The organism is Kocuria sp. KRD140, from assembly GCF_017168375.1.
In the GTDB taxonomy this organism is placed as follows: domain Bacteria; phylum Actinomycetota; class Actinomycetes; order Actinomycetales; family Micrococcaceae; genus Kocuria; species Kocuria marina.
The window spans coordinates 260,564-286,532 of record NZ_JABFAW010000001.1; the positions used below are offsets into that span (position 1 = coordinate 260,564).

A 25,969-nucleotide genomic window follows, 5' to 3' on the forward strand; every position below is an offset into this window, starting at 1 on the left:
GTACTCGGGGGACCGGCGGGCCATGGAGGTGCTGCCGGTCTCGCTCACCGCAGTCGTGGAACCGCTCGAGGCGTGCTGGGGGGTCTCCCGAGGGCGGGGGGTTTCTTCGGAGTGGTACTCGTCGTCGCTCTCGGCCAGCCCGAGATAGACCATGGTGCGACGCAGCGCTCCGGCCATATTCTCTCCTCAATCACAGAACGGACCGACTCAGGTCGGCCCGCATGTCGTCCGTCCTTACGCTACCGCACGGCGGGCCGCGGCCCGAGAACATCCGAACCGATCCGCACGTGCGTGGCCCCCGCGGCCACGGCTGCTTCGAGGTCTGCGCTCATGCCTGCGGAGATCGCCCGCGCGTCCGGGAATTCCCGCTGCACATCCTGGGAGAGCTTCCACAATGTCTCGAAGGCCTCACGGGGTTCGGCGCCCAACGGGGCCACCGCCATCACACCGCCCACGCGCAACCCCTCGGTCCCCTCGAGCGTCCGCGCGAGCTCCAGGACGGTGTCCGGGTGCGCTCCCCCGCGGTGACCGTCCGGCTCGGCAACCGGGTCCAGGTTGACCTGCACGAGACACGGCAGATCGGCGTCGTCGCACGGGGCGGGCCGCGCGTCCCCCGCGAGGGCCGCGTCGCGGTGCGAACGCACCGCCTTGCCGAGCGCGGTGACGAGCGAAGGTCGGTCCACGGAATGCACCCAGGACGCGTACTTGACCACGTGCTTGGCCTTGTTGGACTGCAACTGCCCCACGAAGTGCCACGCGGGAGGGCTCACGGGAGGCTCCTGTCGGGCGAGGGTCTCAGCGACCTCCGCGGCCTTGGGCCCGGCCTCCTGGTCCTTGTTCTCCCCCACCGCACGCACGCCCAGTTCCCGCAGGCGCAGGACGTCCTGGGCGGGGAAGAACTTGGTCACGACCACGAGCGAAGGCAGCTCGCCCCCGCGGGCGCGCTCGGGCGCGCGGTCCTCGGCCGCGCGCAGGATCCGTTGGCGCACCGCGGACAACCGCTGCGCGAGTTCCGCGGTGCGACCCGCGTCCTGCGGATCAGTGGTGTCCATTATGCGGTGCCCCTCCCGTTGCGGGCCCACACGAGCCCGGCCAGTCGTTGCGGTGTGGTGTCCCGGCGGTACGAGTACAGCGCGCGGTGCTCGAGCGTGCACCAGGCCTTGCGATCCGTGCCTGCGGTCGCGACGCTCACGCCCCGCTCACGCAGCAGCGCGTCCGCGGCACTCGGCAGGTCCAGGCCGGGGGTGCCCCACGCCGTGGTGGTCGCGATTCCGGGCAGCGCGGCCTCGGCCGCCTCGGCCATCTCCGCGGGTACCTCGTAGCAGTCCCCGCACACCGCGGGGCCGATCCACGCGGTGATCCCGGTGGCACCGCGGTCCTCGAGCGCGCCGACGGTGTGCTGCAGGACCCCGTCCAGCAGACCCTTGCGGCCCGCGTGGGCCACCGCGAGGACCGGCGCCGCGGCGTCGTCGTTTGTGCGGCCCACGAAGACCACGGGAAGGCAGTCCGCCGTGAGGATCCCCAGGGGCGTGCCGTCCGTGCTCACGGCCGCGTCCGCCTCGGGGGCCTGTTCGGGGGCGTCGGTGCCCGTGGCGTCGTGCACGGTGGTGCCGTGCACCTGGTGTACGAACCGCACGCCGCGCGCCCCGGTGCCCAGCTCGCGCTCCACCGTACGACGCCGCTGCCGCACCACCGCGGGATCGTCGCCAGTGTGCGTGGCCAGGTTGCCCTCGGTCGCATCCGTGAACGCGATCCCCACACCGTGGTGCTCGCTGCGGAACCACATGCCGCTCTCCTTCCAGTGCCGCGCCTCGCGATGGGCGCGGGAACGTCGGCGGGGTGGTCACCTCAGCGGTGACCACCCCGTCGTGCATCCGTGGGCCGTTCGTGCCGTGGGGTGCTCGGGCGCCTCGGTACCGCGTGCCCGCGGCCACCGGACCCGGTGTCAGTCCCCCGGAACGGTGCGCGCGACGCGCACCGCCGGACTCACTTCAGGAAGTCCGGGAAATCCAGGGAGTCCTTGCGCCCGGAGGTGTTCGAGGACGACGGCGCGTCCGACTCCGCGGGCAGGTCGACGTCGAAGCCCGCGTCGTCGGGGATGTCGTCGTCCTGGTTCTGCCGGGACCCGAAGCCCCCGGCGGGAGCGCCGTAGGACGAGCCGCCGCGCTGCGGGGAACGACCCAGACCCGAGGGCCGGGTGGCGTCCCCGCCGAAGGCCGCGCGGGTGTTCTCCGCCTGGCGCTGCGCGGGAGAGGAGTTGTTCGCGTTGGTCTCCTGGGAGACCGAGTCGAAGCCGGCGGCGATGACGGTCACGCGGGCCTGGTCCCCCAGGGCGTCGTCGATCACGGCACCGAAGATGATGTTTGCCTCCGGGTGGGCGACCTCCTGCACGAGGCGCGCGGCCTCGTTGATCTCGAACAGACCGAGGTCCGAACCGCCCTGGATGGACAGCAGCACACCGTGGGCGCCGTCGATCGAGGCCTCGAGCAGCGGGGACGCGATCGCGAGCTCCGCGGCCTTCACGGCACGGTCCTCACCCTGGGCGGAGCCGATGCCCATGAGCGCGGAACCGGCACCCTGCATCACGGACTTGACGTCCGCGAAGTCCAGGTTGATCAGGCCCGGGGTGGTGATCAGGTCGGTGATGCCGGAGACACCGGACAGCAGCACCTGGTCCGCGGACTTGAAGGCGTCCAGCATGGACACGTTGCGGTCCGAGATGGACAGCAGGCGGTCGTTGGGGATCACGATGAGCGTGTCCACCTCGTCCCGCAGGGTCTCGATGCCGTTCTCGGCCTGGTTGGACCGGCGCCGACCCTCGAAGGTGAACGGGCGGGTGACCACACCGATGGTCAGCGCGCCGAGCGAGCGGGCGATGCGGGCCACGACGGGCGCGCCACCGGTACCGGTTCCGCCACCCTCACCGGCGGTCACGAAGACCATGTCCGCGCCCTTGAGGACCTCCTGGATCTCTTCCTCGTGGTCCTCGGCGGCCTGGCGTCCCACGTCCGGGTTGGCGCCGGCGCCGAGACCGCGGGTCAGTTCGCGGCCGACGTCCAGCTTGACGTCCGCGTCCGACATCAACAGCGCCTGGGCGTCCGTGTTGATGGCAATGAACTCGACGCCGCGCAGACCTTCTTCGATCATGCGGTTGACGGCGTTGACACCGCCGCCGCCGATGCCGACCACCTTGATGACGGCCAAGTAGTTCTGGGGGGTTGAGGAGTCCATATGCACCTAACTCGCGTGGGCTTGCGGAACAAGGGATGTTCGATTGGGGGTAAAGCTTCAACCTTGAGGTGAAACTCGTGAGGTATTGACACCCGCGGGTGCAATATTCCGATCAGGGCAAGGATAACAACCCCGCCCGGTTCTCCGTATCATGCTCCCACGTGTTACCGGAGTTTGCCATAAATCCCCTGGTCACGCCCAACTTTGAAGTTTCAGGAACTGGTTGAACGATTCCGACCCCTTCTCACCGGACCACGGGGTGCAGTGGTGCGGACACGTCGATGAGCGTGGCGTCCTTGGTGGCGTCCGAGTTCACGAGGGCGGCCACGACCTGGGATTTCAGTTCGCTCTCCCCCGCGTCCCCCCACAGGACCTTCTTGCCGCCCTTGAGGGTCAGCTCCACAGCTGAGCCGGACGGGGCGTCGGCCGCGTCCAAACGGGACAGCACATCCGCTGGCAGGGCGGCCAGGACCTCGGACACGTCGGTGAACTTCTGGGTGCTCAAGACACCCCGGCCACCCGCCACGAGGGGCACGTCCGGGCGCTGGGCGCGGGGCACCGTGCTGAGGGGTTTGCCCTCCGAATCAACGAGCACCAGGTTGGCTGCGTCCTCGACCACGGCCACCCCCACGCGTTCGTGCAGGTGCACCGTGATGGTGTGCGGGGGTCGCAACACCACGTCCACCGATTTCACCTGGGGGACGTCGCCGACCGAGTCCATGATCTCCTGCTTGGAGATCCGGGTCATGGGGACTCCCTCGTACCCGGCCAGGGCCTGCTCCACCGTGCGGGGGTCCGTGAGGGTCGCACCCTGCACGTCGATCGTGCGGGTCGCGAACAACGGCGAGAAGAAGACCACGAGCGCCAGCGCCGCGAGCACCACGAGGCTCAGCAGCAGTGCGAGCAGGCGGCGGCGCCGGGCGCGCCGATGCGGGCTCGGCGGGAACGGGACCACGGTCGTGGAGTCCTCGTCGGGCTCGACCGCGGTCTCCTCGGGTGCCTCCTCGGTGGCGCGAGCGGCCCGGCGCTGGGCCCGCCACGTCGAGAACCGTCCACCGGCACTCGGCACGGTCTCGAGTTCGTCCGTGGCCACACGCGTGACCTTGGCACCGCCGTGCACGCGGACGAGGGTCTGTTCGTCCGGGGCAACGCCCATCGCGTCCTCGGGCGCGCTGCCGCGGCCGCGCGCGGACCTCGACCCACCCGAGGACGCACCGGGCGTGCGTCCCCGCGATCCCCGACCCACGGCCGACGACCCCATTCCGGTGGGGCTCGACGTCGGGAACGGGAGGTCCGCGTCCCACGGGGTCGAGGCGTCCGTCCCGGTCCCGGAGATGTCAGAGATGCCGGACGTGTCGGTGGTTCCGGACGGGTCGGCGGTCCCGGTGCCAGGCTCGGCACCGGACGGATCGACGGTGTCGCGCGCGGCGGCGTCGTCCGCGTCGAATGGAGCGCCGCCCACACGGGGCTGGTGCGGAGGGACGGAGCGTGCCATCAGCGCTGCGCCAACGCGGAGAGGATCCGCGGCCCGAGAGCGGTCACGTCACCGGCGCCGATCGTCATGATCACGTCCCCGGGACGCGCGCGGGCCACCACGGTCTCGATCGCCTCCTCGGCGCTCGGGGTGGAGACCACCCGGTCGTCGGAGGCGTGCCCGGTGATCGCGGCGCCGGTGATCCCCGGCTGGGGTTCCTCGCGCGCGCCGAAGACGTCCGTGACGCACGCGAGGTCCGCGATCTCGAGGGCGCGGCAGAACGCCTCCGCGAACTCCCGGGTGCGCGAGTACAGGTGGGGTTGGAACACGGCGAGCACGCGGTGACCCTGGGCGACGTCGCGCGCGGCCGTGAGCGCGGCGGCGACCTCCGTGGGGTGGTGAGCGTAGTCGTCGAAGACCCGCACCCCGCCGTCCTCGCCCTTGGGGTCGAAACGCCGTGACGAACCGTGGAACGAGCCCAGGCCCTCGGCGAGCAGGTCCGGGTCCGCGCCCGCGGCAAGGCCCGCGGTGAACGCCGCCGCGGCGTCGGCCACGTTGTGCGCTCCGGGAACGGCGAGCGTGAGCGCCACGGTGCGCCGGGCGCCGTCGCGGTCGAACGTGAGCGTGCAGGACGAGCCCGTGCCGTGCGGCGTGGCGTCCGAGACGACGACGTCCGCGGCCGGGTTCTGCCCGTACGTGAGCGCGGCCTCCCCGCGGTCCCGACGACGCCGCGCGAGTTGCTCCGAGCCCGGATCGTCCGCGCACGCCACGAGGGTCCCACCGGGGCGGATCGTGTCGCAGAACTCGTCGAAGGCGGCGTAGAACGCCTGGGCGCTGCCGTAGTGGTCCAGGTGGTCCGGTTCCACGTTGGTGATGATTGCGATCCGCGGGTGGTAGGTCAGGAAGGAGCCGTCCGACTCGTCGGCCTCAGCCACGAACCAGTCGCCGGAACCGAAGCCCGCATTGGCGCCGAGATCCGGGACGTGGGCGCCCACGGCCCAGGACGGGTCCATGCCGGCCGCCTGCAGGGCCACGGCGGCCATCGAACTCGTGGTCGTCTTCCCGTGCGTCCCCGCGACCGCGATCACGTTCCTGCCGTGCATCGCCGCAGCGAGTGCCTGCGAGCGGTGCAGGATCCGCGCACCCGCGGCACGTGCGGCGGCCAGTTCCAGGTTCGTCTCCTTAATTGCCGTGGAGACGACCACCGTGGCGGCGTCGGCCACGTTGGCCGCGGACTGCCCCACGAACACCGTGGCTCCCAGCGCCTCGAGCTGCCGCAACCCGGCCGAGTCCTTCGCGTCCGAACCGCTCACCGCCACACCGCGCGCGAGCAGCAACCGCGCGACCGCGGACATGCCCGCCCCGCCCATGCCGATGAAGTGCACGCGGCCCAGGCCGTGGGGATCGAGGGGTTGCTGGGTGTTCACTGGTTCTCCTGGGGACATGGGGGGGAAGGTTTTCAGCGGCGGGCGTGGTTGAGGGTGAGCCGGGCCATCACCTGCGCGGCGTCGCGGACACCGTGGCCGGCGGAGGCGTGGGCCATGCGGCCGAGGCGCTGGGCATCGGTCACGAGGGGGACCACGGTCTCGCGGTAGAACGCGGCGGTGAACTCGGCGTCCCGCACGATCTCGGCACCACCCGCGGCTACGATGGAGCGGGCATTGAGTGCCTGCTCACCGTTACCGATGGGCAGGGGCACGAAAACGGCGGGCAGACCCACGGCGGCGACCTCGCACACCGTGGCCGCGCCTGCGCGGGCCACGAGCAGGTCCGCGGCCGCGTAGACCTTCTCCATCCCGTCCACGTACTCGGTCTGGACGTAGTTCGGCGCGCGCAGCAGCTCGCCGTCCGGGGTGCGCACTTCCTTGGCGCGCCCCGTCACGTGCAGCAGCTGGTACCCGTGCCGTGCGACCTCCCCCGCAATCGCGGCCACGGTCCGGTTCAGGGACTGGGCACCGGAGGAACCACCCGTGACCACCACGGTGGGCAGGTCCGGGTCCAGCCCAAGCGCCGCGCGGGCCTGCGCGCGTTCCGCGGTCCGGTCCAGCGTGGCGATTTCACGCCGCATGGGCATGCCCACGGTGCGCGCACTACGCAGCGGGGTGTCCGGGAAGGCGGTCGCCACGACGGACGCGAACCGGGCGCCCACCCGGTTCGCCATCCCGGGCTTGGCGTTGGCCTCGTGGATCACCACGGGAATCCGACGTCTCGCGGCCGCGAGGTACACGGGCGTGCACACGTACCCGCCCACGCCCACGACCACCGTGGCCTGTTGCGCGTCCAAGATCCGGCCGGCCTGGCGCACCGCGGCGGACAGCCGACGGGGCAGGCGCGCGAGGTCCAGGGACGGCTTGCGGGGCAGGGGCACACGGTCGATCAGTTCGAGGGGTACACCGGCCTGCGGGACGAGCCGCGTCTCCATGCCGGAGGCAGTCCCCACGGCGCACACCGTGGCGTCCGCGCGCAACTGCTGCACGGCGTCGGCGATGGCCAGCAGGGGGCTGATGTGCCCCGCGGTGCCGCCACCGGCGAGCACCACGCGGGCGGATCCGGCCCGCTTTTGCTGGTGGTCGATGTCGTGCGTGGTTGTCATTCTCGTCCCTTTCCGAACCGCTGGGTCACGCGCTGCGCCCACGACGTCCGGGGGCGTTCCGGTTGCGTGGCCAGCCCGCGCTCGTAGGCCTCCTGGTCGTCCAGGATCTGGGTGCCCGATGCCGCCCCGGACCGTCCGGGACCCACACGCACCGAGCGCGGGACCCGGGCGAAGGACATGACCACGCCCACGGCCGCCATGGTCATCAGCAGCGCGGATCCACCGTAGCTGATGAAGGGCAGCGGGATACCGATCACCGGGAGCAGGCCAGTGACCATGCCCAGGTTCACGAAGGCCTGGCCCACGAGCCACGTGGCCACGCACGCGGTGGTGATCCGCACGAACGTGCTGCGGGTGCGCAACAGGATCCGGGCCATGGCCACGACCATCACGATGAACAGCGCCAGGATGATCACGGTGCCCACGAGGCCGAGTTCCTCACCGATGATCGAGAAGATGTAGTCGTTGTGGGCCTCGGGCACGTAGTTGTATTTGAGCCGGGACTGGCCGAGCCCCACGCCCCACCAGCCGCCGGTGGCCAGGGCGTTGAGTCCTTGCTGTGCCTGCCAGCACGCGTCCGTGGCGCCACACTCCCCGAACAGCCACCCGGTGATCCGGTCCAGACGGTGCGGCGCAGTGATCACGAGGAACAACCCGCCCAGGACGAGGGCGGCCGCGCCCACGAGGAAGATCTTCAGGGGTGCGCGCGCGAACCACAGTGCCGCGGCGTAGATGAGGCAGAACACGATGGCCGTACCGGCGTCCCCGCCGGCCAGCGTGAGGAGGGTGGGGACCAGGAATCCCACGACGGAGGGCCACAGGGCCGGCTTCCAGTGCTGCGCGACCGCATCTCCCTGGCGCGCGAACATCGCCGCGAGCCAGATGCACAGCGCAAGCTTGGCGAACTCCGAGGGCTGGAACGACTGACCGCCCAGCACGAGCCAGTTGCGGTTGCCGTTGACCTCCCGTCCCAGGGGTGTGAACACGAGCAGGGACACGAGCACGCTGAGACCCCACAGCACCCACGCGATCCGCGTGTAGAAGTGGGGTGGCACCATCGACAGCGCGAACATCGCGATCAACCCCACGACCCCGAACAGCGCCTGGCGCGCGAACAGTGCGTACGCCGAGCGACTGTCGGAGATTGATTCCACCGCGGACGCGGAGAGCACCATCATCACGCCGATGCCGGTGAGCAACACCACGCACCCGGCCAGGGCGTAGTAGGAGTGTAAGAGCGGGCCGTTGGTGAGCTGGTGCCACCAGCCGCGCATCCTGGTGCTCAGGGCGGTCGATCGGGTGCCCGGCTGCGCGGGCTCGGCTGCCCGGGGACGTTCGGGGGTGCGGGTGGCCATCAGAACCCCAATTCTTCGTGCACGACGTGCATGAACGCGTTGCCGCGGTCCGCGTAGTCGGCGAACTGGTCCATGGACGCGGCCGCGGGTGCCATCAGCACGGTGTCCTTGGGCTCGGCGTGTTCACGGGCCAACCGCACGGCCCGGCGCATCACGGCGTGCCCGTCGGTCGGGTCGATGCCGGAGTCGTCCGGTGCGGTGCCGCCCTGGCCCGGGGTCGCCGCGAGGACGGGCACGTCCGGGGTCAGGCGGGAGAGCGCGTCCAGCAGGGCGGCGTCGTCCGTGCCGATCACGACGACCGCGCGCAGCCGGCCTGCGTTGCGCTCCACGAGGGTGTCGTACGTGACGCCCTTGGAGAGCCCGCCGGCGATCCAGACCACGGAGTCGAACGCGGACAGGGACGCCTGCGCGGCGTGTGGGTTGGTGGCCTTGGAGTCGTTGATCCAGCGCACCCCGTCCGATTCGGCCACGAGCTGGATCCTGTGTTCACCGGGGCGGTGGGCGCGCAGTCCGTCCCGCACGGCCTCGGGGCTCACCCCGGCGGCGCGCGCGAGCGCCGCGGCGGCGAGCGCGTTGGCCACGATGTGGCGCGTGGGGATGGAGCCGGTGTCCTCGATCGATCCGATCTCGGCGGCGGTCGTGATGCGCTCTGCGACGAACGCTCGGTCCACGAGCAGGTCGTCCACCACGCCCACCATGGACAGCCCCGGGGTCTGCGTGGTGAAGCCCACCGCGCGGCAGCCCTCGAGCACGTCCGCTTCCTCCACGAGTTCCTCCGCGCCGTCCTGTTCGGCGTTGTACACGCACGCGACCCGCGTGTTCTCGTACACACGGGACTTGTCCGCGCGGTAGTTCTCGAAATTGCCGTGCCAGTCCACGTGGTCCTGGGCCACGTTGAGCACCACGGAGGCCAGGGGCGAGACGGAGTGCGTCCAGTGCAGTTGGAAGCTGGACAATTCCACAGCCAGGACGTCGTACTCCACAGGATCGCGCAGTGCGTCCAGGATGGGCGTGCCCACGTTGCCCACGGCCACGGCCTTGAGCCCGGCGGCCTGCAGGATGGAGGCGGTCATGCCCACGGTCGTCGTCTTGCCGTTCGTGCCCGTGATGCACACCCATTCGGGGGTCTTGCGCCCTGCGCGGCGGTTCACGCGCCACGCGAGTTCCACGTCACCCCAGATCTGGATGCCCTCCTCGCGCGCCGCGGCGAGCAGCGGGTGGGGTCCGGGCGGGCCCCGGCCACGTCCGGGACGCTCGTCATGGCGTCCGGCCCCAGGACGACGTCGCTCGCGCCCACGATCTTCAGGGTGTCCGCGCTCTGCCGATTGCGTTCGGTGTCCCGGGAGTCCAGGACGGTGACGAGCGCACCGAGTTCGATCAGGGTGTCCGCCGCGGCGAAACCCGAGACCCCGATCCCGGCGACCACGGCGCGCAGACCGGACCAGGGCGCGTCCCAGCTGGTCAGCTCCGCGAGGCGGGGGTTGTCCAGGACGGGGTTGTCGTTGCTCGCGTGCATCATGTCTGGTCTGTGCCTCATCCTCGTGTCGGTCGTGGGTGGTCTCGCGGGTGACCGGCGCGCTCCGCCGCCCGAGAGCGGGGTGCGCGCCGCGCGGTCAGTGCAGCGCTTCCGCGCCGGGGAACGCGCCGCCGTTGTGCAGCAACCAGTCACCGTAGAACACACCGAGCGCGGCGGCCACGAACAGACCGGCGATGATCCAGAATCGGACCACGATCGTGACCTCCTGCCAGCCCTTGAGCTCGAAGTGGTGTTGCAACGGGGCCATCTTGAAGATGCGTTTGCCGTGGGAGAGCTTGAAGTAGCCCACCTGCAGGATCACGGACAGGGTGATGATCACGAACAGGCCGGCGATCAGGATCAGCAGCAGTTCGGTGCGGGAGAGCACCGCGAACGCCGCGAGCGCGCCGCCCAGGCCGAGCGAGCCCGTGTCCCCCATGAAGATCTTCGCCGGGGACGTGTTCCACCACAGGAACCCAATGAGCGCACCCACCAGGGCCGCGGCCACGATCGAGAGGTCCATGGGATCCCGAACCTCGTAGCACGCCGCCTGTGCCACGTTCTCGCACAGGTGCCCGGCCTGCCACAGTGTGATGAGCATGTACCCGCTGAACACCAGGATGGACGCGCCCGTGGCGAGCCCGTCCAGACCGTCCGTGAGGTTCACGGCGTTGGTGGTTCCGGTGGCGATCAGATTCACCCAGATCACGAACAGGATGGCCCCCACGATCGGCCCGGCGAATGCGAGGTCCACGCCGGTGTCCCGGGTCCAGGAGATCGCCGTGGAGGCCGGGGTGTGACCGGCCTCGTCCGGGAAGAACAGCACGAGCAGCGCGAATGCGATCCCGATGGCCCCCTGCAGGGCCATCTTCCCGGCAGCGGTCAACCCGAGGTTCTGTTTCTTGGAGATCTTCTTGAAGTCGTCCAGGAACCCCACCAGCCCCATGCCGAGCATCAGGCCGAGCGCCAGGACGCCCGAGAGGGTGATCCCACCGTTCTCAGGCCACGCGATCACGCTGATCAGGTGGGTCACCAGATAGGCGGCCACGACCGAGAGCAGGATGGCCACGCCACCCATGGTGGGGGTGCCGCGCTTGGTCTGATGGGACGTGGGTCCGTCGTCCCGGATATACTGGCCGTACCCGCGCCGGGCGAGCACCCGGATCAGGGCGGGCGTACCGAAGATCGAGAACACGAGGCCGAGCCCCGCTGCCACGAGCAATTGGATCACGGGTTCAACCCTCCTGGTGGTTCGTGTCGGTGGTGGCCTGGGCCACCCGGTCCCCCAGGTGCTGCAACCCCGCGGCGTTGGACGCCTTGAACAACACGATGTCCCCCGGGCGCAGCGTGTCACTCAGGTACTGCTCGGCGTGCTCGGTGTCCGGGACCCAGGCCGCTTCCTCACCCCACGAGCCCTCCAGGGTCGCAGCGGTGTAGACCGGCCGGGCAACCTCCCCCACGGCCACGACATGCGAGACGTTCAACCGCACGAGCAACTGCCCGAGGTCCGCGTGGGCGGTGATGGACTCGTCACCGAGTTCGAACATGCCACCCAGCACGGCGATCGTGCGCCGCGCGGGGTGCTCCTCGTCCCCGCGGCCCAATTGGGCGAGGGTCTGCAGGGCGGCCCGCATGGACTGCGGGTTAGCGTTGTAGGCGTCGTTGATAACGGTCACGCCGTCCGGGCGCTCCGTGCGTTCCATCCGCCACCGCGAGCGGGGGCCGCGGCCCGTCAGACCCGCTGCGATCTCGGCCGCAGGGACCCCGGCGCCGAAGGCCACGGCGGCCGCGGCCAGCAGGTTGGTCACATGGTGCGCGCCGATCAGCTGCGAGTGCACCGGGTGGGCGGAGCCGTCCGGGAAGTGCAGCGTGAAGGCGGGGCACCCGTCGGTACCGACGGTCACGTCCTCGGCCCACACTCGCGGGTCCTCGTGGGCCGGGTCGTGGGCGTCGGATCCCTGCCCGAAGGAGATGATGCGCGCGTCGGTGCGCTCGCGCATGGCACGCACGCGGGCGTCGTCGTCGTTGAGCACCGCGGTGCCGTGCGCGGAGAGGCCCTCGACCATCTCGCCCTTGGCGCGCGCGATGTTCTCCACGCCACCGAACTCGCCCGCGTGGGCCGAACCCACGCACAGTACGGCGCCCACGTCCGGGCGGACGGTGTCGCACAGGTAGCGGATGTTGCCGATGTGCGTGGCGCCCATCTCGATCACGAAGTATTCGGTGTCCTCGGTGGCCGTGAACACCGTGAGCGGGACACCCACCTCGCCGTTGTACGAGTTGCGCGGCGCGACCGTGGGGCCCTGCGCCGCGAAGATCCCGTGCAGCAGGTCCTTGGTGGTCGTCTTGCCCACCGAACCCGTTACGGCCACCACGGTGACCGGGTGCGCGGCACGCAACTGCTCGAGCACGTGGCTCGCGAGCGCGCCCATCGCGAGCACCACGTCCGCCACGACGACGCACGGGTACGGAGCCCCCGCGTCGTCGGTCACCACGCGTTCGGTCAGGTGCAGCACCGCGCCGGAGTCCGCGGCGGCCGGCACGAAGCGGTGCCCGTCCGTGGTCTCGCCCGGCTTGGCGACGAACAACGCGCCGTCCGTGACTTCCCGGGAATCGGTCGTGACGGAGGTGACGGTCACGGACTCGGGGTCCGGGACCCCCGCGAGCTCACCGTTCACGGCCCGCGCGAGCTGCGCGGCGGAAATGGCAATCATTGCTGCTCCTTCGTGTCCGCGTGCAACGCCGCCAGGGCGTCCCGCAGCTCTTCGCGGTCGTCCAGGTGCACGACCACGCCGTTGAAATCCATGGCGGTCTCGTGACCGCGGCCCGCCACGATGATGGCGTCGTCCGGGTGGGCCATGCGCACTGCTGTGCGGATCGCGGTCGCGCGCGGTTCGATGACCAGCACGTCCGTGGCGCGAGCTAGGTTCGCGACGGCCTCACGAGCGCCCTGCGCGACTTGCTCCCGGATGGGCGCGGGTTCCTCGGCGTGGGGATCGTCGTCCGTGATGATCACGACGTCCGCCTCCTCCGCCGCGACCCGGCCCATGATGGGGCGCTTGGTGGTGTCGCGCTCGCCGGTGGCGCCGAAGACCACGATCACGCGACCGCGCCCGTCCTCGGGGGTCACGGCGCGCAGCGAGCGCGCGAGCGCGTCCGGGTTGTGCGCGAAGTCCACGAGGGACGTGGGCCGCGTGCCCACAAGTTCCATGCGTCCGGGCACGCCCGCGCTCAGGGGGTCGTGCTCGTCCAGGACGCGTTGCAGGGTGTCCAGTGCCACGCCGGAGTCCAGGACCATGAGCACGGCCAGCGCCGCGTTGGCCACGTTGAACTCACCGGGCAGTCCCGTGTGCATGTCCAGCGCGCGCCCGTCCGTGTGCCGCAGCGTGAACGCGTGACCGATGCCCCGGCGGGTCAGCGAGCGCAGGGTCCAGTCCGCGGCGTCCGCCCCGCCGGTCCCGACGGGGGCGGTGCCTTCCGCATCGCTCGCGTCCTGACGCGTTCCTTCCGGGCCGCGCAGGGCAACGGTCGTGACGTTCTCCGCACCCAGGTTCTTGCGGGCCCGCTGCGCCATCGCGGCGCTCCACGGGTCTCCGTCCCCCAGCACGACGACGCCGCGGCTCGTGCGCTCGCGCGTGAACAACTGCGCCTTGGCCTCGAAATACTCGGCCATGGACCCGTGCAGGTCCAGGTGGTCCTGGGTGAGATTGGTGAACCCAGCGACGTCGTAGTGCACCCCGTCCACCCGGTGGAACTCGAGGGCGTGGGACGAGACCTCCATGGCGGTGGCGGTGATCCCGCGTTCACGGGTCAGGGCCAGCAGGGAATGCACGTGCGGAGCCTCTGGCGTGGTCATGCGTGACGGGATCGGCGTGTCCCCCGCGAGGATCTCGATGGTGCCGATCAACCCGGTCATGTGACCCAGGGCGCGCAGGATCGAGGTGATGAAGTAGGTCGTGGTGGTCTTGCCGTTGGTGCCGGTCACCGCGAAGAGCTCCTGGCCGGTGCCGTCCGCAGGTTGGGAATCGTAGACCGCGCGGGCCACCGGACCCACCCATGAACGGGGTTCGGGACTCACGAGCACCGGCAGGCCCACGCCCGTCTCGGCCACGGACCGCGCGCCGTCCGGATCGGTGAGGATCGCCACGGCACCGGACGCGGCGGCGTCGGCGGCGAATCGCGCCCCGTGGACCTTGGCGCCGGGCAGCGCGGCGTAGAGATCACCCGGCTGCACCTCCCGCGAGTTCAGGACCACTCCCGTGACGGGAGCGGTGGTCCCCGTGGGGGCGGGGACCACCCGCGCGCCCGTGAGCCGCGCGAGCTCCTCGAGCGAGTGGGCCACGGGCCGAGACGGACGCAGACTCTGCGCGTCGGTCCCTTCTTGGGCAGATGCCACCATAGAAATCCTCTTCGAACCTGTCTGTGGACGTACCCCGTCCACCCGGGCCGGTGTCTCACCGGTCGTTGCTGCCGCCATGTGCTTCTGTGTGGGAAGTTTAGTCCTGGGACTCGTCCCTCCCCGGCTGCGGCCACGTTTGCTCGAGCGCGTTCGTGGGTGTCACGTCCCGGTCCACGTTCTGCGGCACCTGCATGTCGAACGTGGGCCCCGTGGTGGTGGAGGGCGCCACGTTGAAGTGGTGCAGCACCTGGGACATGATCGTGGAGAACGTGCTCGTCACGCCCAGGGTGCGCACGTCCCCCTGGGGGCGCTGCATGGTGACCGCCACGAGGTACTGAGGGTCCTCCATGGGGGCCACACCCACGAAGGACGTGGTGTAGCCCTCGTACCCGCCGCCCTCGCTCGGCGCCTCGGCCGTACCCGTCTTACCACCCACGCGGTATCCCGGCACGGCCGCTTCCTTGGCGCCGCCCTGCGTGACCACGTTCTCCATGATGTCCAGCGTCTGCTGCGCGGCGGACTCGGAGAGCACCTGTTTGGGTTCAGGACGTTCGGGCTGCGTGACCGTCCCGTCCGGCGCGGTCACGGAGTCCACGAGGCGCGGTTCGATCTGACGGCCCTTGTTCGCGACCGCCTGGAAGATCGACGCCGTGCGCAACGGGGTCTGGGACACGCCCTGACCGAACAACACCGTGTACTCCTGACGCGGGTCCCACTGATCCGCGGGCGCCAGGATGCCCGTGGACTCCCCCGGCAGTTCGATGCCCGTGGCGGAACCCACCCCGAAGTTCGCGAGGTTGTCGTGGCGGGCCTGCTTGTCCATCTTGGAACCCATGATCACGGTGCCCGTGTTCATGGAGTCCGCGATGATCCCCGCGACCGTGCGGTTCTGGGTGCCATGGTCGAACGCGTCGGTGATCTTCTCGGAACCAATCTGCAGGTACGGCGGGACCGTGATCTCCGTGGTGGGGGACACGATCCCCCGGTCCAGGGCGCCGGCCACCGTGGCGATCTTCTCCGTGGAACCGGGCTCCACGGCCTGGGACACGGCGCGCGAACCGAGGTCGGCGGCGTCGGCCTTGCCCGGGACGTTGGGGTCCACCGAGGAGGTGTCCGCGAGCGCCAGGACCTTGCCGGTCTTGACGTCCATGACCACGGCCGTGCCCCATTCGGCCTTGAGCTGCTTGGCCCGTTCGCGCACGGCCTGCTCCGCGAAGAACTGGACGTCGCTGTCGAGCGAGAGCTTGACGTTCGAGCCGTTCTCGGCGGCCTTCTGTTCCTGCGGGGCCACGGGGATGCGCACGCCGTCGCCGGAGATCTCGAAGCGGCGCTCGCCGTCGGTGCCGCGTAACAGGGAGTCCTGGGTCTGTTCGATCCCGCCGAGGGCCTGGTTGTCCCCGCCCAGGAACCCGACCACGGAACCGCCCAGGGAACCGTCCGGATAGCTGCGCTGGAACGTGGGCTGGCCGTAGATGTACGGCAGGTTCAACTCCCGCAGGGCGTTGTACTGCTCGGGGGTTACGCCCCGCGCTACGTAGTTGAAGCTCTTGTCCCCGTCCAGCGCGGCCTTCACGTCCGTGTCCTTCATGCCCAGGGCGTCCGCGATCTTGTACACGGCCTGCGTGGGGGTCACGGTCTCGGTGGAACCGTCCTTGTGGGGCACGGTCACGGCGGCGACGGCGCTCTGGTCCACGGTGATGTCGTAGCGCTGCAGTGTGCGGGCCAGCACCGTGCCACGGCTGTCGGTGATCTCCCCGCGCACCGCGGGGATGGACTCCACGAGCGTGCGCTGGGCGGCCGCGGCCTCGGCCCGGCCCCCGGGGTCCAGCCCCTGGACCCAGAACAGGCGGCCCACCACGAGAAGCAACAGGACCAGCAGGAAGGCGATGCCCACGTGCATGCGCGAATAGGGCCGGAACAGTCGGTTCTTGCGCGCTGACGATGCTGACACGGTCTTCCTCGATTTCTGGACTTCAGCGTGGTGGGGCCACCTCCGACGGGTTCTACTCCCGGTCCGCGGCGCGGACCGGCGCGTTCACTGGCCAGGCGCGCGCTGCGACGGCGCGGGGATGGAGCCCCCGTTGAGATCCCGGGACTCGTCGGCCTTCTGGGCCGCTTTACGCTGGGCGGTCTTCTTGTCCGCTTCTTCCTTGGCGCGCTTCTCCGCGCGTTCCTCGGCGGCGATCCGGTTCGCCTCCGCGGCGTCGGAACCCTTCATCTGCGCGGGCGGCACGAGGATGTTCTGCGCGTCCGTCTTCTCCGCGGGGGCGCTCGGGGCCGTGACGGCACCCGTGCCGAGCTGGATGCTCCCCACATCCTTGGCCGGGACCATGCCCAGGTCGTTGGCGCGGGCGGCCAGGTTCTGCGGCGCGGAATTGGCCTCGATATCCTGCGTGAGCGCCTCGTTCTCCTGGGAGAGAGCGCGCTGCTGACCCGTGAGCTCGGTCAACTGGTACTGCCCCTGGGTGATCTGGATGTTGAGCAACAGGATGCCCACGAGAGCTGCGGCCAGGGCGAGGGTGCACATGACCACGGTGGAGACCCGGCTGCGGCGGGCCGCGCGGCGCGGCACCACGGAGAGCGGCCTACGCCCGTCCGCCCCCCGGCCCGAGGGGTCACCCGACGACGGGGGCGAGGCCGGCGTCGCACTGCTCATCGCTCACTCCCTGGTCTCGTGGTCTCCCGGAGCCGCTCGACGGCACGCAACCTGGCCGAGGCGGCCCGGGGGTTGTCCCGGACCTCCTGCTCGCCGGCGCGTTCCGCCCCGCGGGTGAGAACCTTCAGCGTGGGCTGGTGTTCCGGCAGTTCCACGGGAAAACCTCTGGGGGCCGTGGAACGTGCACCGCGAGTGAACTCCTGCTTGACAATTCTGTCCTCCAGGGAGTGGTAACTCATGGCGAGGACACGCCCTCCCACCCTGACAGTTTCCACGGCGGCGGGCACGGCACGCTCCAGGACGTCGAGTTCCTCGTTGACCTCGATCCGCAACGCCTGGAAGGTCTGCTTGGCCGGGTGGCCCTTCTTGTGCTGGGCCGCGGCGGGGACCGCGGAGCGGACCACGTCCACGAGCTGGGCGGTTGTGCGCAGCGGGGCCTCGGTACGGGCGGCGACGATGGCGCGCGCGATCCGCGGCGCGAAGCGGTCTTCGCCCCAGCGGTAGATGATGTCCTTGAGCTGGGCCTCCGAGTACTCGTTGACCACGGTGTACGCGGACAGTTCCGCCCGGGAGTTCATGCGCATGTCCAGGGGTGCGTCGAACGAGTACGCGAAGCCGCGCTCGCGTTCGTCCAGCTGCAGTGAGGACACCCCGAGGTCGAACAGGATGCCGTCCACCCGGTCCACGCCGGCGGCTGCGGCGGCCTGATCGATGTGGTCGTACGTGGTGTGGATGCCCGTGAACCGCTCCCCGAAGTGCGCAAGGCGTTCCCCGGCGAGTTCGAGGGCCTGGGGGTCCCGGTCGATCCCGACCACGCGCAACCCCGGGAAGCGTTCGAGCATGGCGTGGGTGTGCCCGCCCATGCCCAGGGTCGCGTCCACGACCACGGGGTGTTCGGTGTCCAACGCCGGCGCGAGCAGGTCCAGACAGCGCTCCAGCATCACGGGGATGTGTCGTTGCTCGGCGGGGGCGTGGTCCATGCCGGGCTCCTGGTCTGTCGCGGATCGTGCGGGTACTACGGGTCGCAGGTCTCGGTGCGCACGGCACCGATGTCCTCCGGGGGCATCCTACGGTGCGCCCGGACACCAGATCCCCATCCGCCGCTCGCCCCTCGAATCCGGCCTGACTCGGGGGAAGTCGAGTCAGGACGGTGACGTGGGCGGCTGGAGATCTCATGTCCGGGGACGGCACCGGCGGGGGTCCCGCGCGGTGGTCCTCGGGTGATCAGAACAGCCCGGGTATGACCTCGTCCTCCGTGGCGGAGAAAGCCGTTTCCTTCTCCGTCAGGTACTGCTGCCACGAGGCCGCATCCCAGATCTCGGCGCGGCTGCCCGCCCCGATCACCGCCAGTTCCCGGTCCAGGCCCGCGTACGAGCGCAGGGACGCCGGAATGGTGATGCGACCTTGCTTGTCCGGGACCTCGTCCGATGCCCCGGAGAGAAAAACGCGGATGTAATCCCTGGCCTGCTTGGACGACAACGGGGCCGCCCGCATCTGTTCGTGGACCCTGGCGAACTCCTGCGCGCTGAACACGTACAGGCAGCGTTCCTGCCCTCGGGTCAGCACGAGTCCGTCCGCCAGTTCGGCCCGGAACTTGGCCGGGAGAATCAGCCTGGCCTTGTCGTCCAAACGCGGTTCGTATGTTCCGAGAAACACAGCCACCGCCTTCGAATCAGGGCCAGCCCAACCCTCGCTTCTCTACCACCCTCCACTTTACTCCACTGCCCTCCCCCGTCAACGCGCATCCCCTCCACGGCACGCCACGACGGCGCTGCTCCGGGGCGTCGTCGACACACCTTTCCCGGCGTGGTCTGCGGGCACGCCGGAGACGATGGGTCCGGACATGAAAGAACTCCCCGGCGCGGTGCCGGGGAGTTCTCGGAAGTTCTACGGGCTGGACAGCCTGCGGGGAGGCTCAGCGTTAACCCTGATTGCGTTTGTCCCACTTCTCCTCGAGGTTCTGGAGGAAAGTGGAGGACTTGCGTGGACCGGAGGGACCGCGGCCGAACGGCCCGCCATTGGACGGCCCGTTCCCGGGGCCTCCGGGATTGGCGGCGCCCTTGCCCGGGGTGGCCCGGCCCCGCACGGTGGCCACATACGCGCCGGCGGCCATCACGATGAAGCCCAACACGCCCACGATGATCAGTTGCAGGGCGACCCCGGCGAGCAGAACGCCCAGGCCAACCACGGCGATCACGACCCCCAGCACGACGTTGCGCATGGACCCGCGCCCCCGAACCGCTTCGGTGTGCATGGTCGACGCGAAGCGGGGGTCGTCGTCGTGCAACTGCTTCTCGAGCTGGGCGAGAAGCTGTTGTTCGTGCTCGGAGAGAGGCACGATTCCTCCTGTGGTGTTGAGGGAGCGAGGCGGGGGCGGTACGGCTGCCTTCCTCACGTACCGTCCAGAATATCCCGTGCGGGACGGATTGGCATCGTCGTTTCCATGAGTTTGGCTGGGCGCACAATTCCGGGGCCGAATCGGTGGTGCACGCGGTCCATGGCTTCCTCCGCGGCACCCCATTCCTCCTCCCGTCCGTCCAGGCTCAACTGGAACGCGTGATCGGCCCCGGTGAGCTTCTCCGCCCTGATGCCCACGAGCCGCACGGCCTGCGCTCGCGGGCCCAGACCGTCCAGTAGCGCGCACGCTTCGGTGTAGAGATCGTGGGCCGCGGTGACGGGGTGACTCAGCGTCCTGGAGCGGGTGATGGTCGAAAAATCGGCGTAGCGCAGCTTGAGTCCCACGCGCCCGGCGCGCAGTCCGTGCCTGCGCAACCGGACCGCGGTGTCGTGGGCCAGGCCCAGCAGCACACGTTTCAGAGCCGCACTGTCGGCGACGTCGCGCTGGAACGTCCGTTCGGCCCCGATGCTCTTCTCCTCGCGCGCGGGCGTCACGGGACGGGGGTCGTGGCCGGTGGCCAATTGTTTCAAATGTGTCCCGGACGCGGTGCCCACGAGCGCGTGCAACCGGGGCAACGGCGTGGCGGCGATGTCCCCGACCGTGGACAGCCCGGCGGACTGCAGGATCTCGGAGGTGCGCTTGCCCACCCCCCACAACTTGCCCACCGGCAGCTGTGCCAGGAACGCGAGGGTGTGCTCGGGCGTCACCACGAGCAGCCCGTCCGGCTTGCAGTACGCGGAGGCGATCTTGGCGACCGTCTTGTTCTCCGCGACCCCCACGGAGGCGGTGAGTCCCGTGCGTTCGTGGATCACGCGCCGCAGGGTCCGGGCGATCTCGACGGGCGGTCCGCTGCGCCGGATCGCCCCGGACACGTCCACGAACGCCTCGTCCACGCTCAGCTGCTCCACGCGGTCCGTGACCGAGCGGAAGATATCCATCACGATCCGTGAGTAATGGGTGTATGCCTCGCGATGCGGTTCGAGCACCACCGCGGAGGGGCAGCGAGCGCGGGCCTGGGACACGGGCATCGCGGAGTTCACGCCGTACCGGCGGGCCTCGTAGGACGCGGAGAGCACCACCGAGCGCGGACCGGAACCGGCCACGATCACGGGGCGGCCGCGGTACTGAGGGGCGTTGAGCAGTTCCACGCCCACGTAGAACATGTCCATGTCCACGTGCAGGATGGCGCAGCGCCGGTACTCGGCCAGTTGCTGCGGACTCGGCCCGCTCATGGCGCCTCCTTCCACGACCCTCCGGCATCGGGAACCCATGGCCACGCGGGACCCGTCCGGATCGAGACCCGTTGATGACGGACATGCCACCCGCGCGGGATCTGGTTCGTCTTTCATAAGCCTAGGAAGGGGCTCCGACACGCACACGGGCCACGGCACCACGAACTTGTCCGACCCTGGGCCGCTCGACGGGGCGGCACCGCTACGCATCCGCGGCGCCGCGTCCGGTTAGGCTGGTCGGGCGCCCGCGGGGCGGCCCGGCGTCGTGGAGCCCGTGCCCGTGACGCCCGCCGCGACCCGCGGTACCGCGCAGCGCGGCCGACAGCATCCCCTCGATCAAAGGTGCCCTGGCATGACCCCTCCCGACGCGTCCGTCACCGCGACGCAACAGGACCGTGACTTCTCCGCGCTCCTGGACGAGCGGATCACCGAGTTCTTCGCGCGGGAACGCGAACGGGTCACCGGGATCTCCTCGCACGCGACCGTGCTCGTGGACGCGATCGAGGACCTCACGCGCGGCGGCAAGCGCCTGCGCGCACGGCTGTGCTACTGGGGCTGGCGCGCGGCTGGCGGGGCCGTGGCGGACGACGTCGCCGTGGCCGCCGCGGCGTCCCTCGAACTTTTCCAGACCGCGGCGCTGATCCACGACGACATCCTGGACCGCTCGGACACGCGCCGCGGCAAGCCCAGTGTGCACCGCGTTTTCGAGGCCCTGCACCGCGACGCCGGGTGGTCCGCGGACGCCGCCCACTTCGGGGTCAGCGCGGCCGTCCTCACCGGGGACATGAGCCTGTCCTTCGCGGAACAACTCTTCGCCAACGCCACCGCGCGGGTCGCCGCGGACGCGGCCGCGACCGCACGGGAGATCTTCTCCACGATGCGCACCGAGGTCATGGCCGGGCAGTACCTGGACATCCATGCGGAGGTCGCTCCAGCCGTGGGCGACCCCGAGGAACAACTCGAGCGTGCCATGACCGTGCTGCGCTACAAGTCCGCCAAGTACTCGGTAGAGCACCCCGTGGAGATCGGCGCGGCACTCGCCGGCGCGGACCGCGCGTTCCTCGCGGACTGCTCCGCGTTCGCGCTGCCGGTCGGCGAGGCTTTCCAATTGCGCGATGACGTCCTGGGGGTCTTCGGCGACCCGGAGACCACGGGCAAGCCCGCCGGGGACGACATCCGCGAGGGCAAGCGCACCGCGCTGATCGCACTGTGCGCGGCATCGAGTTCGGCCGAGGACATCGCGTGGCTCGAATCGGTGCTCGGCCGCGCGGAACTCACCGAGCAGGAGGTGCACCGCGCGCGGGACCTCATGCGGGACAGCGGCGCCCACGCGCGCTCGGAGGACCTCATCGCGTCCCTCGTGCGCACCGCGGACACGCAGCTGGCGCGCTTGCGCACCGACGACATCGCCCGGGCCGGACTGCAGGCGCTCGCCGACGCCGCCGTGCGCCGCGCCAAGTAGGCCGCCTCAGCGGGCGGGTGTCACCAGCCCAGGGCCTGGGCCCTGCGGCGCACCTCGGTCTTCTGGCCACGGCGCAGCGCGTCGATGGGCCGCCCGGGCAGGGACTCGTCCTCGGTGAACAGCCAGCGGATCGCCTGGGCGTCCGCGTAGGCGGCATCCCGCAGGACGACCACGGTCCCCTTGAGGGAGTCCACGGGGCGGTCGCCGTCCATGAATTCGGCGGGGACCACACGCACGCGGTCTTCGGGTCGGCGCACCTCGAGCAGGGCGCCGTCGTCCACGAGCCGGTGCACCCGGGTGATCTGGATGTCCATGGCCTCGGCGATGTCGGGAAGGTAGGTCCACTCGCCCACCAACGAGTCGAGTTCGGCGAATTCCTGGGCGGAGAGATCGGTTGAGTAGTTCACGAACCCTACTGTGCCACGGCGCACCGACCGGCTCACACACCGGTCGCGACCAGGGGTCGGGTAATCTGGGTGCACCGTGCTGTACCGGAGGGTGCCGCCGGATCTTCCCCCGTTCCCCCGTCCAGAGGTAGGAATCGCGAACATGCCGGCTGACCCGCCCCACGACCGCCGGTCCCCCCGTTCCACATGGTCCCGCCGCGCCGCGCAGGGCTCCGCCGCCGCGCTGGCCGCCCTCACCGCCCTGGGCACCGTGGGTTCCGCGCACGCCGCGCCGGCGCCCGCCCCGAACGTCCACGTGGCGCAGCATGCCCAGTCCACGCACGCGACCGTGGCCCCCGGGGACTCCCTGTGGTCCCTGGCGACCGCCCACGGGGTGCGAGTCCAGGACCTGATGAGCGTCAACAAGCTCCCGGCCCACGGCATGATCCGCCCCGGCCAGCGGCTCGTGATCCCGGGATCGGACCGCGCTCCCGCCTCCTCCTCCGCGGCCGCATCGCGCGCCGACGACGCAGACCCGGCCGGCTCCGACCGCGGCGGCTCCCGGCGCCACACCGTGGCCGCCGGTGACACCCTGTGGGACCTCGCGCAGCGCTACGGCGTGAGCGTGGCCGAGCTCATGCGGGCCAACGGGGTCTCCGCTGCCTCCGTGTTGCGCCCGGGCCAGGGACTCACGATCCCGGGCGGGGCGGCGGGACCCGCCCGAGCGGCGTCGTCGTCCGAACCCGCCGCGACGGTGCGTGACGCTGGCACGGCCGCGGCCCCGAAGCACAAGGCCGCCGTGGGTGACACGTTCGCGGGCCGCACGTACCCCCGCGAGGTCGTGGAGTCCGCGAACCGACACCACGCCCAGTTGCAGCAGCGCCAACTGCCGGCCCCGGAGCAGATCCGCGAGATGGTGCGAGCGACCGCCCAGGAGTTGGGGGTGGACCCGGCGCTCGCGCTCGCCCACGCCTCGCAGGAATCCGGGTTCCGCCACGGGGTAGTCTCCCCCGCGGACGCCGTGGGCACCATGCAGGTGATCCCGTCCGCCGGTGAGTGGGCGTCCGCGATGGTGGGTCGGGACCTGGACCTGCTGGACCCCCAGGACAACATCACCGCGGGGGTCGCGCTGATCCGGGAGCTGCAGGCCAAGGCCCCCAACAGGGCCGCGGGGATCGGCGCCTACTATCAGGGACTGCACGGCGTGAAGACGTACGGTATGTACCCCGACACCAAGGCGTACGTGAAAGCCGTGAGCGCACAGGAACGAGAATTTGCCCAGTAGCAGCATGAACGACCACCGCGTGGGATCCCTGCTGGAGGGCCGGTACCAGGTCCGCCGCCTGATCGCCCGCGGTGGTACGGCCACGGTCTACGAGGGGCTCGACGAACGGCTCGAACGTCCCGTGGCCCTGAAGATCATGCACCCCCACGTCGCGGACGACCCGTCCTTCGTGGCCAGGGCACGGCGTGAGGCCAAGTCCGCCGCGCGCCTGCACCACCCCAACGTGGTGGCCGTCCTGGACCAGGGTCACACCGCGGATGGCGTGCTCTACCTGGTCCTGGAATACGTGGACGGGCCCACTCTGCGCGACGTCGTGGCCCATGAGGCGCCCATGACACCGCGCCGCACGCTCGACCTGCTGATCCCCGTGCTGCGCGGCCTCACCCAGGCGCACCGGATCGGCCTGGTCCACCGGGACGTGAAGCCCGAGAACGTCCTGCGGACCCGGGGCGGGCAGGTCAAGGTGGCCGACTTCGGACTGACCCGCGCCGTGGACGAGCACACCACGAGCACCACGGTCATGGGCACGGTGGGCTACGCCGCCCCCGAACTCGTGGGGGACGGCCCCGTGGACCAGCGCAGCGACGTCTACGCCGTGGGGATCATGGCGTACGAGATGCTCACGGGCTCACGCCCGTACACCGGTACCGCCCTGCAGGTCGCGACCGCCCACGTGAGCCGGGACGTCCCCGCCCCCGGTGGGCTCGCGCAGGGCGTCCCCGCTGCGCTCGACGAGTTCGTGCTGCGCGCGACGTCCCGCGACGCTGCCCAGCGCCCCGCCGACGCCGCGGCGCTGCTGGACCTCGCGCTGGCCATCCGACGCTCGCTGCCCGAGCAGATCGACCCGCCCTCACTGCGGGACACGGACACGGTCGTCCTGGGAGGCGGGTCCCACGCCTCGACGGCTGCGGCGGCGGTCGCCGGAGGGGCACTGGCCGGCGCTGCGGGAGCGTCCGCCGCTGCCGGCGCGGCCACCGTTCCCACCGCGGGAGGCGACGCCGCCGAGGCGCCGACGCAGGCACTCGGCGGAGTACCCACGGAGGCCCTCGGCGATGCGGGAGCGGATCCCACCGGGGAGAACGCCACCACCCCGCTCGGTAGTCAGCACACGCATGGAATGGGCCGTCCCGGCGAGCGCGGGGCCGGTGCGCCGATCCTGCCCGCCTTCGAGCCCGACGCGACCGGGACCATCGCCATGACCCAGGTGGGCTCCACCGCCCACCGCTCCCGCGACACACCCCGGGTCCGGCTGAACCCCCAGCCCCCTGCCCTGCACCTGGCCGTGGGCGCCGTGGTCTTCGCGCTGCTGCTCTCGGTGGCCGGATTCCTGGGCTGGTGGCTCGGCTCGGCCCCCGGGACGGCGTCCGCGACCGTCCCTGCCGTCGCGGGTCAGGACACCGCAACCGCGGAACGCGCCCTCAACAGCGCGGGGATCTCCAACGTGGGCGTGCGCTCGACCACAAGCCCCGAGGTCCCGCAGGGCATCGTGATCGCCACGGATCCCGGGGTCTCCACCACCGTGCGCGGTATCGAGCAGGTCAACCTGGTGGTCTCCGAGGGTCCCGCCCGCGTGAGCGTTCCCACCGTGGTCGGTTCAGCGGGCGACGACGCCCGGGCCGCGATCACCGGCGCCGGGCTGCGCGTGGGCAAGATCTCGCGGGAGTACTCCGCGCAGGCCGTGGACACCGTGCTCGGGCAGTCCCCCGCTGCGGGGACGAGCGTGGACGAGGGCACGACCGTGGCCCTGACCCTCGCCGCGGACACCCCGCAGGGTGCACCGCCCAACGTGGTGGGCCAGGACGCGGACTCCGCCCGGCAGAGCCTCGAGGAGCAGGGGTACACGGTGGAAATCAACTCACCCGTTGGTTCCCACCTCAATCGGGTGGTGCGCCAGCGTGAGGACGGGAACACGGTGATCCTCACCGTGTTGTGACGGTCGTGCGGACACGACCGCATGAGTGGCGACCGTGCTGTCACGACCA

At 70.7% G+C, this 25,969-nt stretch carries 20 protein-coding genes and 1 pseudogene; 3 read left to right on the top strand and 18 right to left on the bottom strand.

Annotation, left to right across the window (positions count from 1 at the left end):
* Window positions 1–239 precede the first annotated feature (239 nt).
* The 17 genes and pseudogenes from J1M36_RS01150 to dinB form a co-directional block, all read right to left on the bottom strand.
* Window positions 240–1,052 carry a YggS family pyridoxal phosphate-dependent enzyme gene (locus J1M36_RS01150; RefSeq protein ID WP_064845733.1) on the bottom strand — a complete coding sequence of 271 codons (813 nt, stop codon included), beginning with the start codon at window positions 1,050–1,052 and terminating at the stop codon, window positions 240–242.
* Window positions 1,052–1,786 carry a polyphenol oxidase family protein gene (locus J1M36_RS01155; RefSeq protein WP_206478387.1) on the bottom strand — a complete coding sequence of 245 codons (735 nt, stop codon included), beginning with the start codon at window positions 1,784–1,786 and terminating at the stop codon, window positions 1,052–1,054. Before J1M36_RS01155 ends, J1M36_RS01150 begins: the two co-directional genes overlap by 1 nt.
* A gap of 200 nt (window positions 1,787–1,986) precedes the next feature.
* Window positions 1,987–3,231: a cell division protein FtsZ gene (ftsZ, locus tag J1M36_RS01160; protein WP_064845735.1), complete on the bottom strand. Its 1,245-nt coding sequence runs from the start codon at window positions 3,229–3,231 to the stop codon at window positions 1,987–1,989.
* A gap of 244 nt (window positions 3,232–3,475) precedes the next feature.
* Window positions 3,476–4,693: an FtsQ-type POTRA domain-containing protein gene (locus J1M36_RS01165; protein WP_342358262.1), complete on the bottom strand. Its 1,218-nt coding sequence runs from the start codon at window positions 4,691–4,693 to the stop codon at window positions 3,476–3,478.
* A gap of 32 nt (window positions 4,694–4,725) precedes the next feature.
* The gene (murC, locus tag J1M36_RS01170; protein ID WP_318281348.1) at window positions 4,726–6,132 is read right to left on the bottom strand and encodes a UDP-N-acetylmuramate--L-alanine ligase; all 1,407 of its coding nucleotides are present in this window, start codon (window positions 6,130–6,132) and stop codon (window positions 4,726–4,728) included.
* Between the two features lie 32 nt (window positions 6,133–6,164).
* Complete coding sequence (murG, locus tag J1M36_RS01175; protein ID WP_206478389.1) at window positions 6,165–7,298, bottom strand: undecaprenyldiphospho-muramoylpentapeptide beta-N-acetylglucosaminyltransferase; 1,134 nt, start codon at window positions 7,296–7,298, stop codon at window positions 6,165–6,167.
* Entirely contained in the window at window positions 7,295–8,653 is a 1,359-nt protein-coding gene (gene ftsW / locus J1M36_RS01180) for a putative lipid II flippase FtsW (RefSeq protein WP_206478391.1), read from the bottom strand. Before ftsW ends, murG begins: the two co-directional genes overlap by 4 nt.
* Window positions 8,653–10,172, bottom strand: a pseudogene (gene murD, locus J1M36_RS01185) (UDP-N-acetylmuramoyl-L-alanine--D-glutamate ligase). The gene ftsW and the pseudogene murD overlap by 1 nt, the downstream one beginning before the upstream one ends.
* Window positions 10,173–10,266: 94 nt before the next feature.
* Window positions 10,267–11,400: a phospho-N-acetylmuramoyl-pentapeptide-transferase gene (gene mraY, locus J1M36_RS01190; protein WP_064845739.1), complete on the bottom strand. Its 1,134-nt coding sequence runs from the start codon at window positions 11,398–11,400 to the stop codon at window positions 10,267–10,269.
* Window positions 11,401–11,404: 4 nt separating this feature from the next.
* The gene (murF, locus tag J1M36_RS01195; protein WP_206478393.1) at window positions 11,405–12,883 is read right to left on the bottom strand and encodes a UDP-N-acetylmuramoyl-tripeptide--D-alanyl-D-alanine ligase; all 1,479 of its coding nucleotides are present in this window, start codon (window positions 12,881–12,883) and stop codon (window positions 11,405–11,407) included.
* A complete protein-coding gene (locus J1M36_RS01200; RefSeq protein WP_206478395.1) occupies window positions 12,880–14,568 on the bottom strand; it encodes a UDP-N-acetylmuramoyl-L-alanyl-D-glutamate--2,6-diaminopimelate ligase in 1,689 nt (562 codons plus the stop codon). Before J1M36_RS01200 ends, murF begins: the two co-directional genes overlap by 4 nt.
* 97 nt (window positions 14,569–14,665) lie before the next feature.
* Window positions 14,666–16,519: a penicillin-binding protein 2 gene (locus tag J1M36_RS01205; protein WP_286737652.1), complete on the bottom strand. Its 1,854-nt coding sequence runs from the start codon at window positions 16,517–16,519 to the stop codon at window positions 14,666–14,668.
* Between the two features lie 84 nt (window positions 16,520–16,603).
* Window positions 16,604–17,224 carry a hypothetical protein gene (locus tag J1M36_RS01210; RefSeq protein ID WP_206478397.1) on the bottom strand — a complete coding sequence of 207 codons (621 nt, stop codon included), beginning with the start codon at window positions 17,222–17,224 and terminating at the stop codon, window positions 16,604–16,606.
* Complete coding sequence (gene rsmH, locus J1M36_RS01215; protein WP_064845743.1) at window positions 17,221–18,204, bottom strand: 16S rRNA (cytosine(1402)-N(4))-methyltransferase RsmH; 984 nt, start codon at window positions 18,202–18,204, stop codon at window positions 17,221–17,223. Before rsmH ends, J1M36_RS01210 begins: the two co-directional genes overlap by 4 nt.
* Before the next feature lie 244 nt (window positions 18,205–18,448).
* Window positions 18,449–18,880 (bottom strand): division/cell wall cluster transcriptional repressor MraZ, encoded by a 432-nt coding sequence (mraZ, locus tag J1M36_RS01220; protein WP_206478399.1) that lies wholly within the window; start codon window positions 18,878–18,880, stop codon window positions 18,449–18,451.
* Window positions 18,881–19,145: 265 nt separating this feature from the next.
* The gene (locus J1M36_RS01225; RefSeq protein ID WP_206478401.1) at window positions 19,146–19,562 is read right to left on the bottom strand and encodes a DUF3040 domain-containing protein; all 417 of its coding nucleotides are present in this window, start codon (window positions 19,560–19,562) and stop codon (window positions 19,146–19,148) included.
* A gap of 53 nt (window positions 19,563–19,615) precedes the next feature.
* A complete protein-coding gene (gene dinB, locus J1M36_RS01230) occupies window positions 19,616–20,854 on the bottom strand; it encodes a DNA polymerase IV (RefSeq protein WP_206478403.1) in 1,239 nt (412 codons plus the stop codon).
* A 352-nt stretch (window positions 20,855–21,206) separates the two neighbouring features.
* On the opposite strand from dinB, the gene J1M36_RS01235 reads away from it, so the two are divergent.
* Complete coding sequence (locus J1M36_RS01235) at window positions 21,207–22,316, top strand: polyprenyl synthetase family protein (RefSeq protein ID WP_206478405.1); 1,110 nt, start codon at window positions 21,207–21,209, stop codon at window positions 22,314–22,316.
* A gap of 20 nt (window positions 22,317–22,336) precedes the next feature.
* Here J1M36_RS01235 and J1M36_RS01240 read toward each other — a convergent pair whose 3' ends face one another.
* Window positions 22,337–22,723 carry an Rv2175c family DNA-binding protein gene (locus J1M36_RS01240; protein ID WP_206478407.1) on the bottom strand — a complete coding sequence of 129 codons (387 nt, stop codon included), beginning with the start codon at window positions 22,721–22,723 and terminating at the stop codon, window positions 22,337–22,339.
* A 142-nt stretch (window positions 22,724–22,865) separates the two neighbouring features.
* On the opposite strand from J1M36_RS01240, the gene J1M36_RS01245 reads away from it, so the two are divergent.
* Window positions 22,866–23,987 (top strand): LysM peptidoglycan-binding domain-containing protein, encoded by a 1,122-nt coding sequence (locus tag J1M36_RS01245; RefSeq protein WP_206478412.1) that lies wholly within the window; start codon window positions 22,866–22,868, stop codon window positions 23,985–23,987.
* Between the two features lie 4 nt (window positions 23,988–23,991).
* The gene (locus tag J1M36_RS01250) at window positions 23,992–25,920 is read left to right on the top strand and encodes a protein kinase (RefSeq protein ID WP_206478420.1); all 1,929 of its coding nucleotides are present in this window, start codon (window positions 23,992–23,994) and stop codon (window positions 25,918–25,920) included.
* Window positions 25,921–25,969 lie beyond the last annotated feature (49 nt).

What these genes read in the sequence shown, in the direction of transcription:
- J1M36_RS01150 (WP_064845733.1), bottom strand. Translation starts at nt 1,052, where the DNA reads ATGGACACCACTGATCCGCAGGACGCGGGTCGCACCGCGGAACTCGCG.
- J1M36_RS01155 (WP_206478387.1), bottom strand. Translation starts at nt 1,786, where the DNA reads ATGTGGTTCCGCAGCGAGCACCACGGTGTGGGGATCGCGTTCACGGAT.
- ftsZ (WP_064845735.1), bottom strand. Translation starts at nt 3,231, where the DNA reads ATGGACTCCTCAACCCCCCAGAACTACTTGGCCGTCATCAAGGTGGTC.
- murG (WP_206478389.1), bottom strand. Translation starts at nt 7,298, where the DNA reads ATGACAACCACGCACGACATCGACCACCAGCAAAAGCGGGCCGGATCC.
- ftsW (WP_206478391.1), bottom strand. Translation starts at nt 8,653, where the DNA reads ATGGCCACCCGCACCCCCGAACGTCCCCGGGCAGCCGAGCCCGCGCAG.
- murF (WP_206478393.1), bottom strand. Translation starts at nt 12,883, where the DNA reads ATGATTGCCATTTCCGCCGCGCAGCTCGCGCGGGCCGTGAACGGTGAG.
- J1M36_RS01200 (WP_206478395.1), bottom strand. Translation starts at nt 14,568, where the DNA reads ATGGTGGCATCTGCCCAAGAAGGGACCGACGCGCAGAGTCTGCGTCCG.
- J1M36_RS01210 (WP_206478397.1), bottom strand. Translation starts at nt 17,224, where the DNA reads ATGAGCAGTGCGACGCCGGCCTCGCCCCCGTCGTCGGGTGACCCCTCG.
- rsmH (WP_064845743.1), bottom strand. Translation starts at nt 18,204, where the DNA reads ATGGACCACGCCCCCGCCGAGCAACGACACATCCCCGTGATGCTGGAG.
- dinB (WP_206478403.1), bottom strand. Translation starts at nt 20,854, where the DNA reads ATGAGCGGGCCGAGTCCGCAGCAACTGGCCGAGTACCGGCGCTGCGCC.
- J1M36_RS01235 (WP_206478405.1), top strand. Translation starts at nt 21,207, where the DNA reads ATGACCCCTCCCGACGCGTCCGTCACCGCGACGCAACAGGACCGTGAC.
- J1M36_RS01245 (WP_206478412.1), top strand. Translation starts at nt 22,866, where the DNA reads ATGCCGGCTGACCCGCCCCACGACCGCCGGTCCCCCCGTTCCACATGG.
- J1M36_RS01250 (WP_206478420.1), top strand. Translation starts at nt 23,992, where the DNA reads ATGAACGACCACCGCGTGGGATCCCTGCTGGAGGGCCGGTACCAGGTC.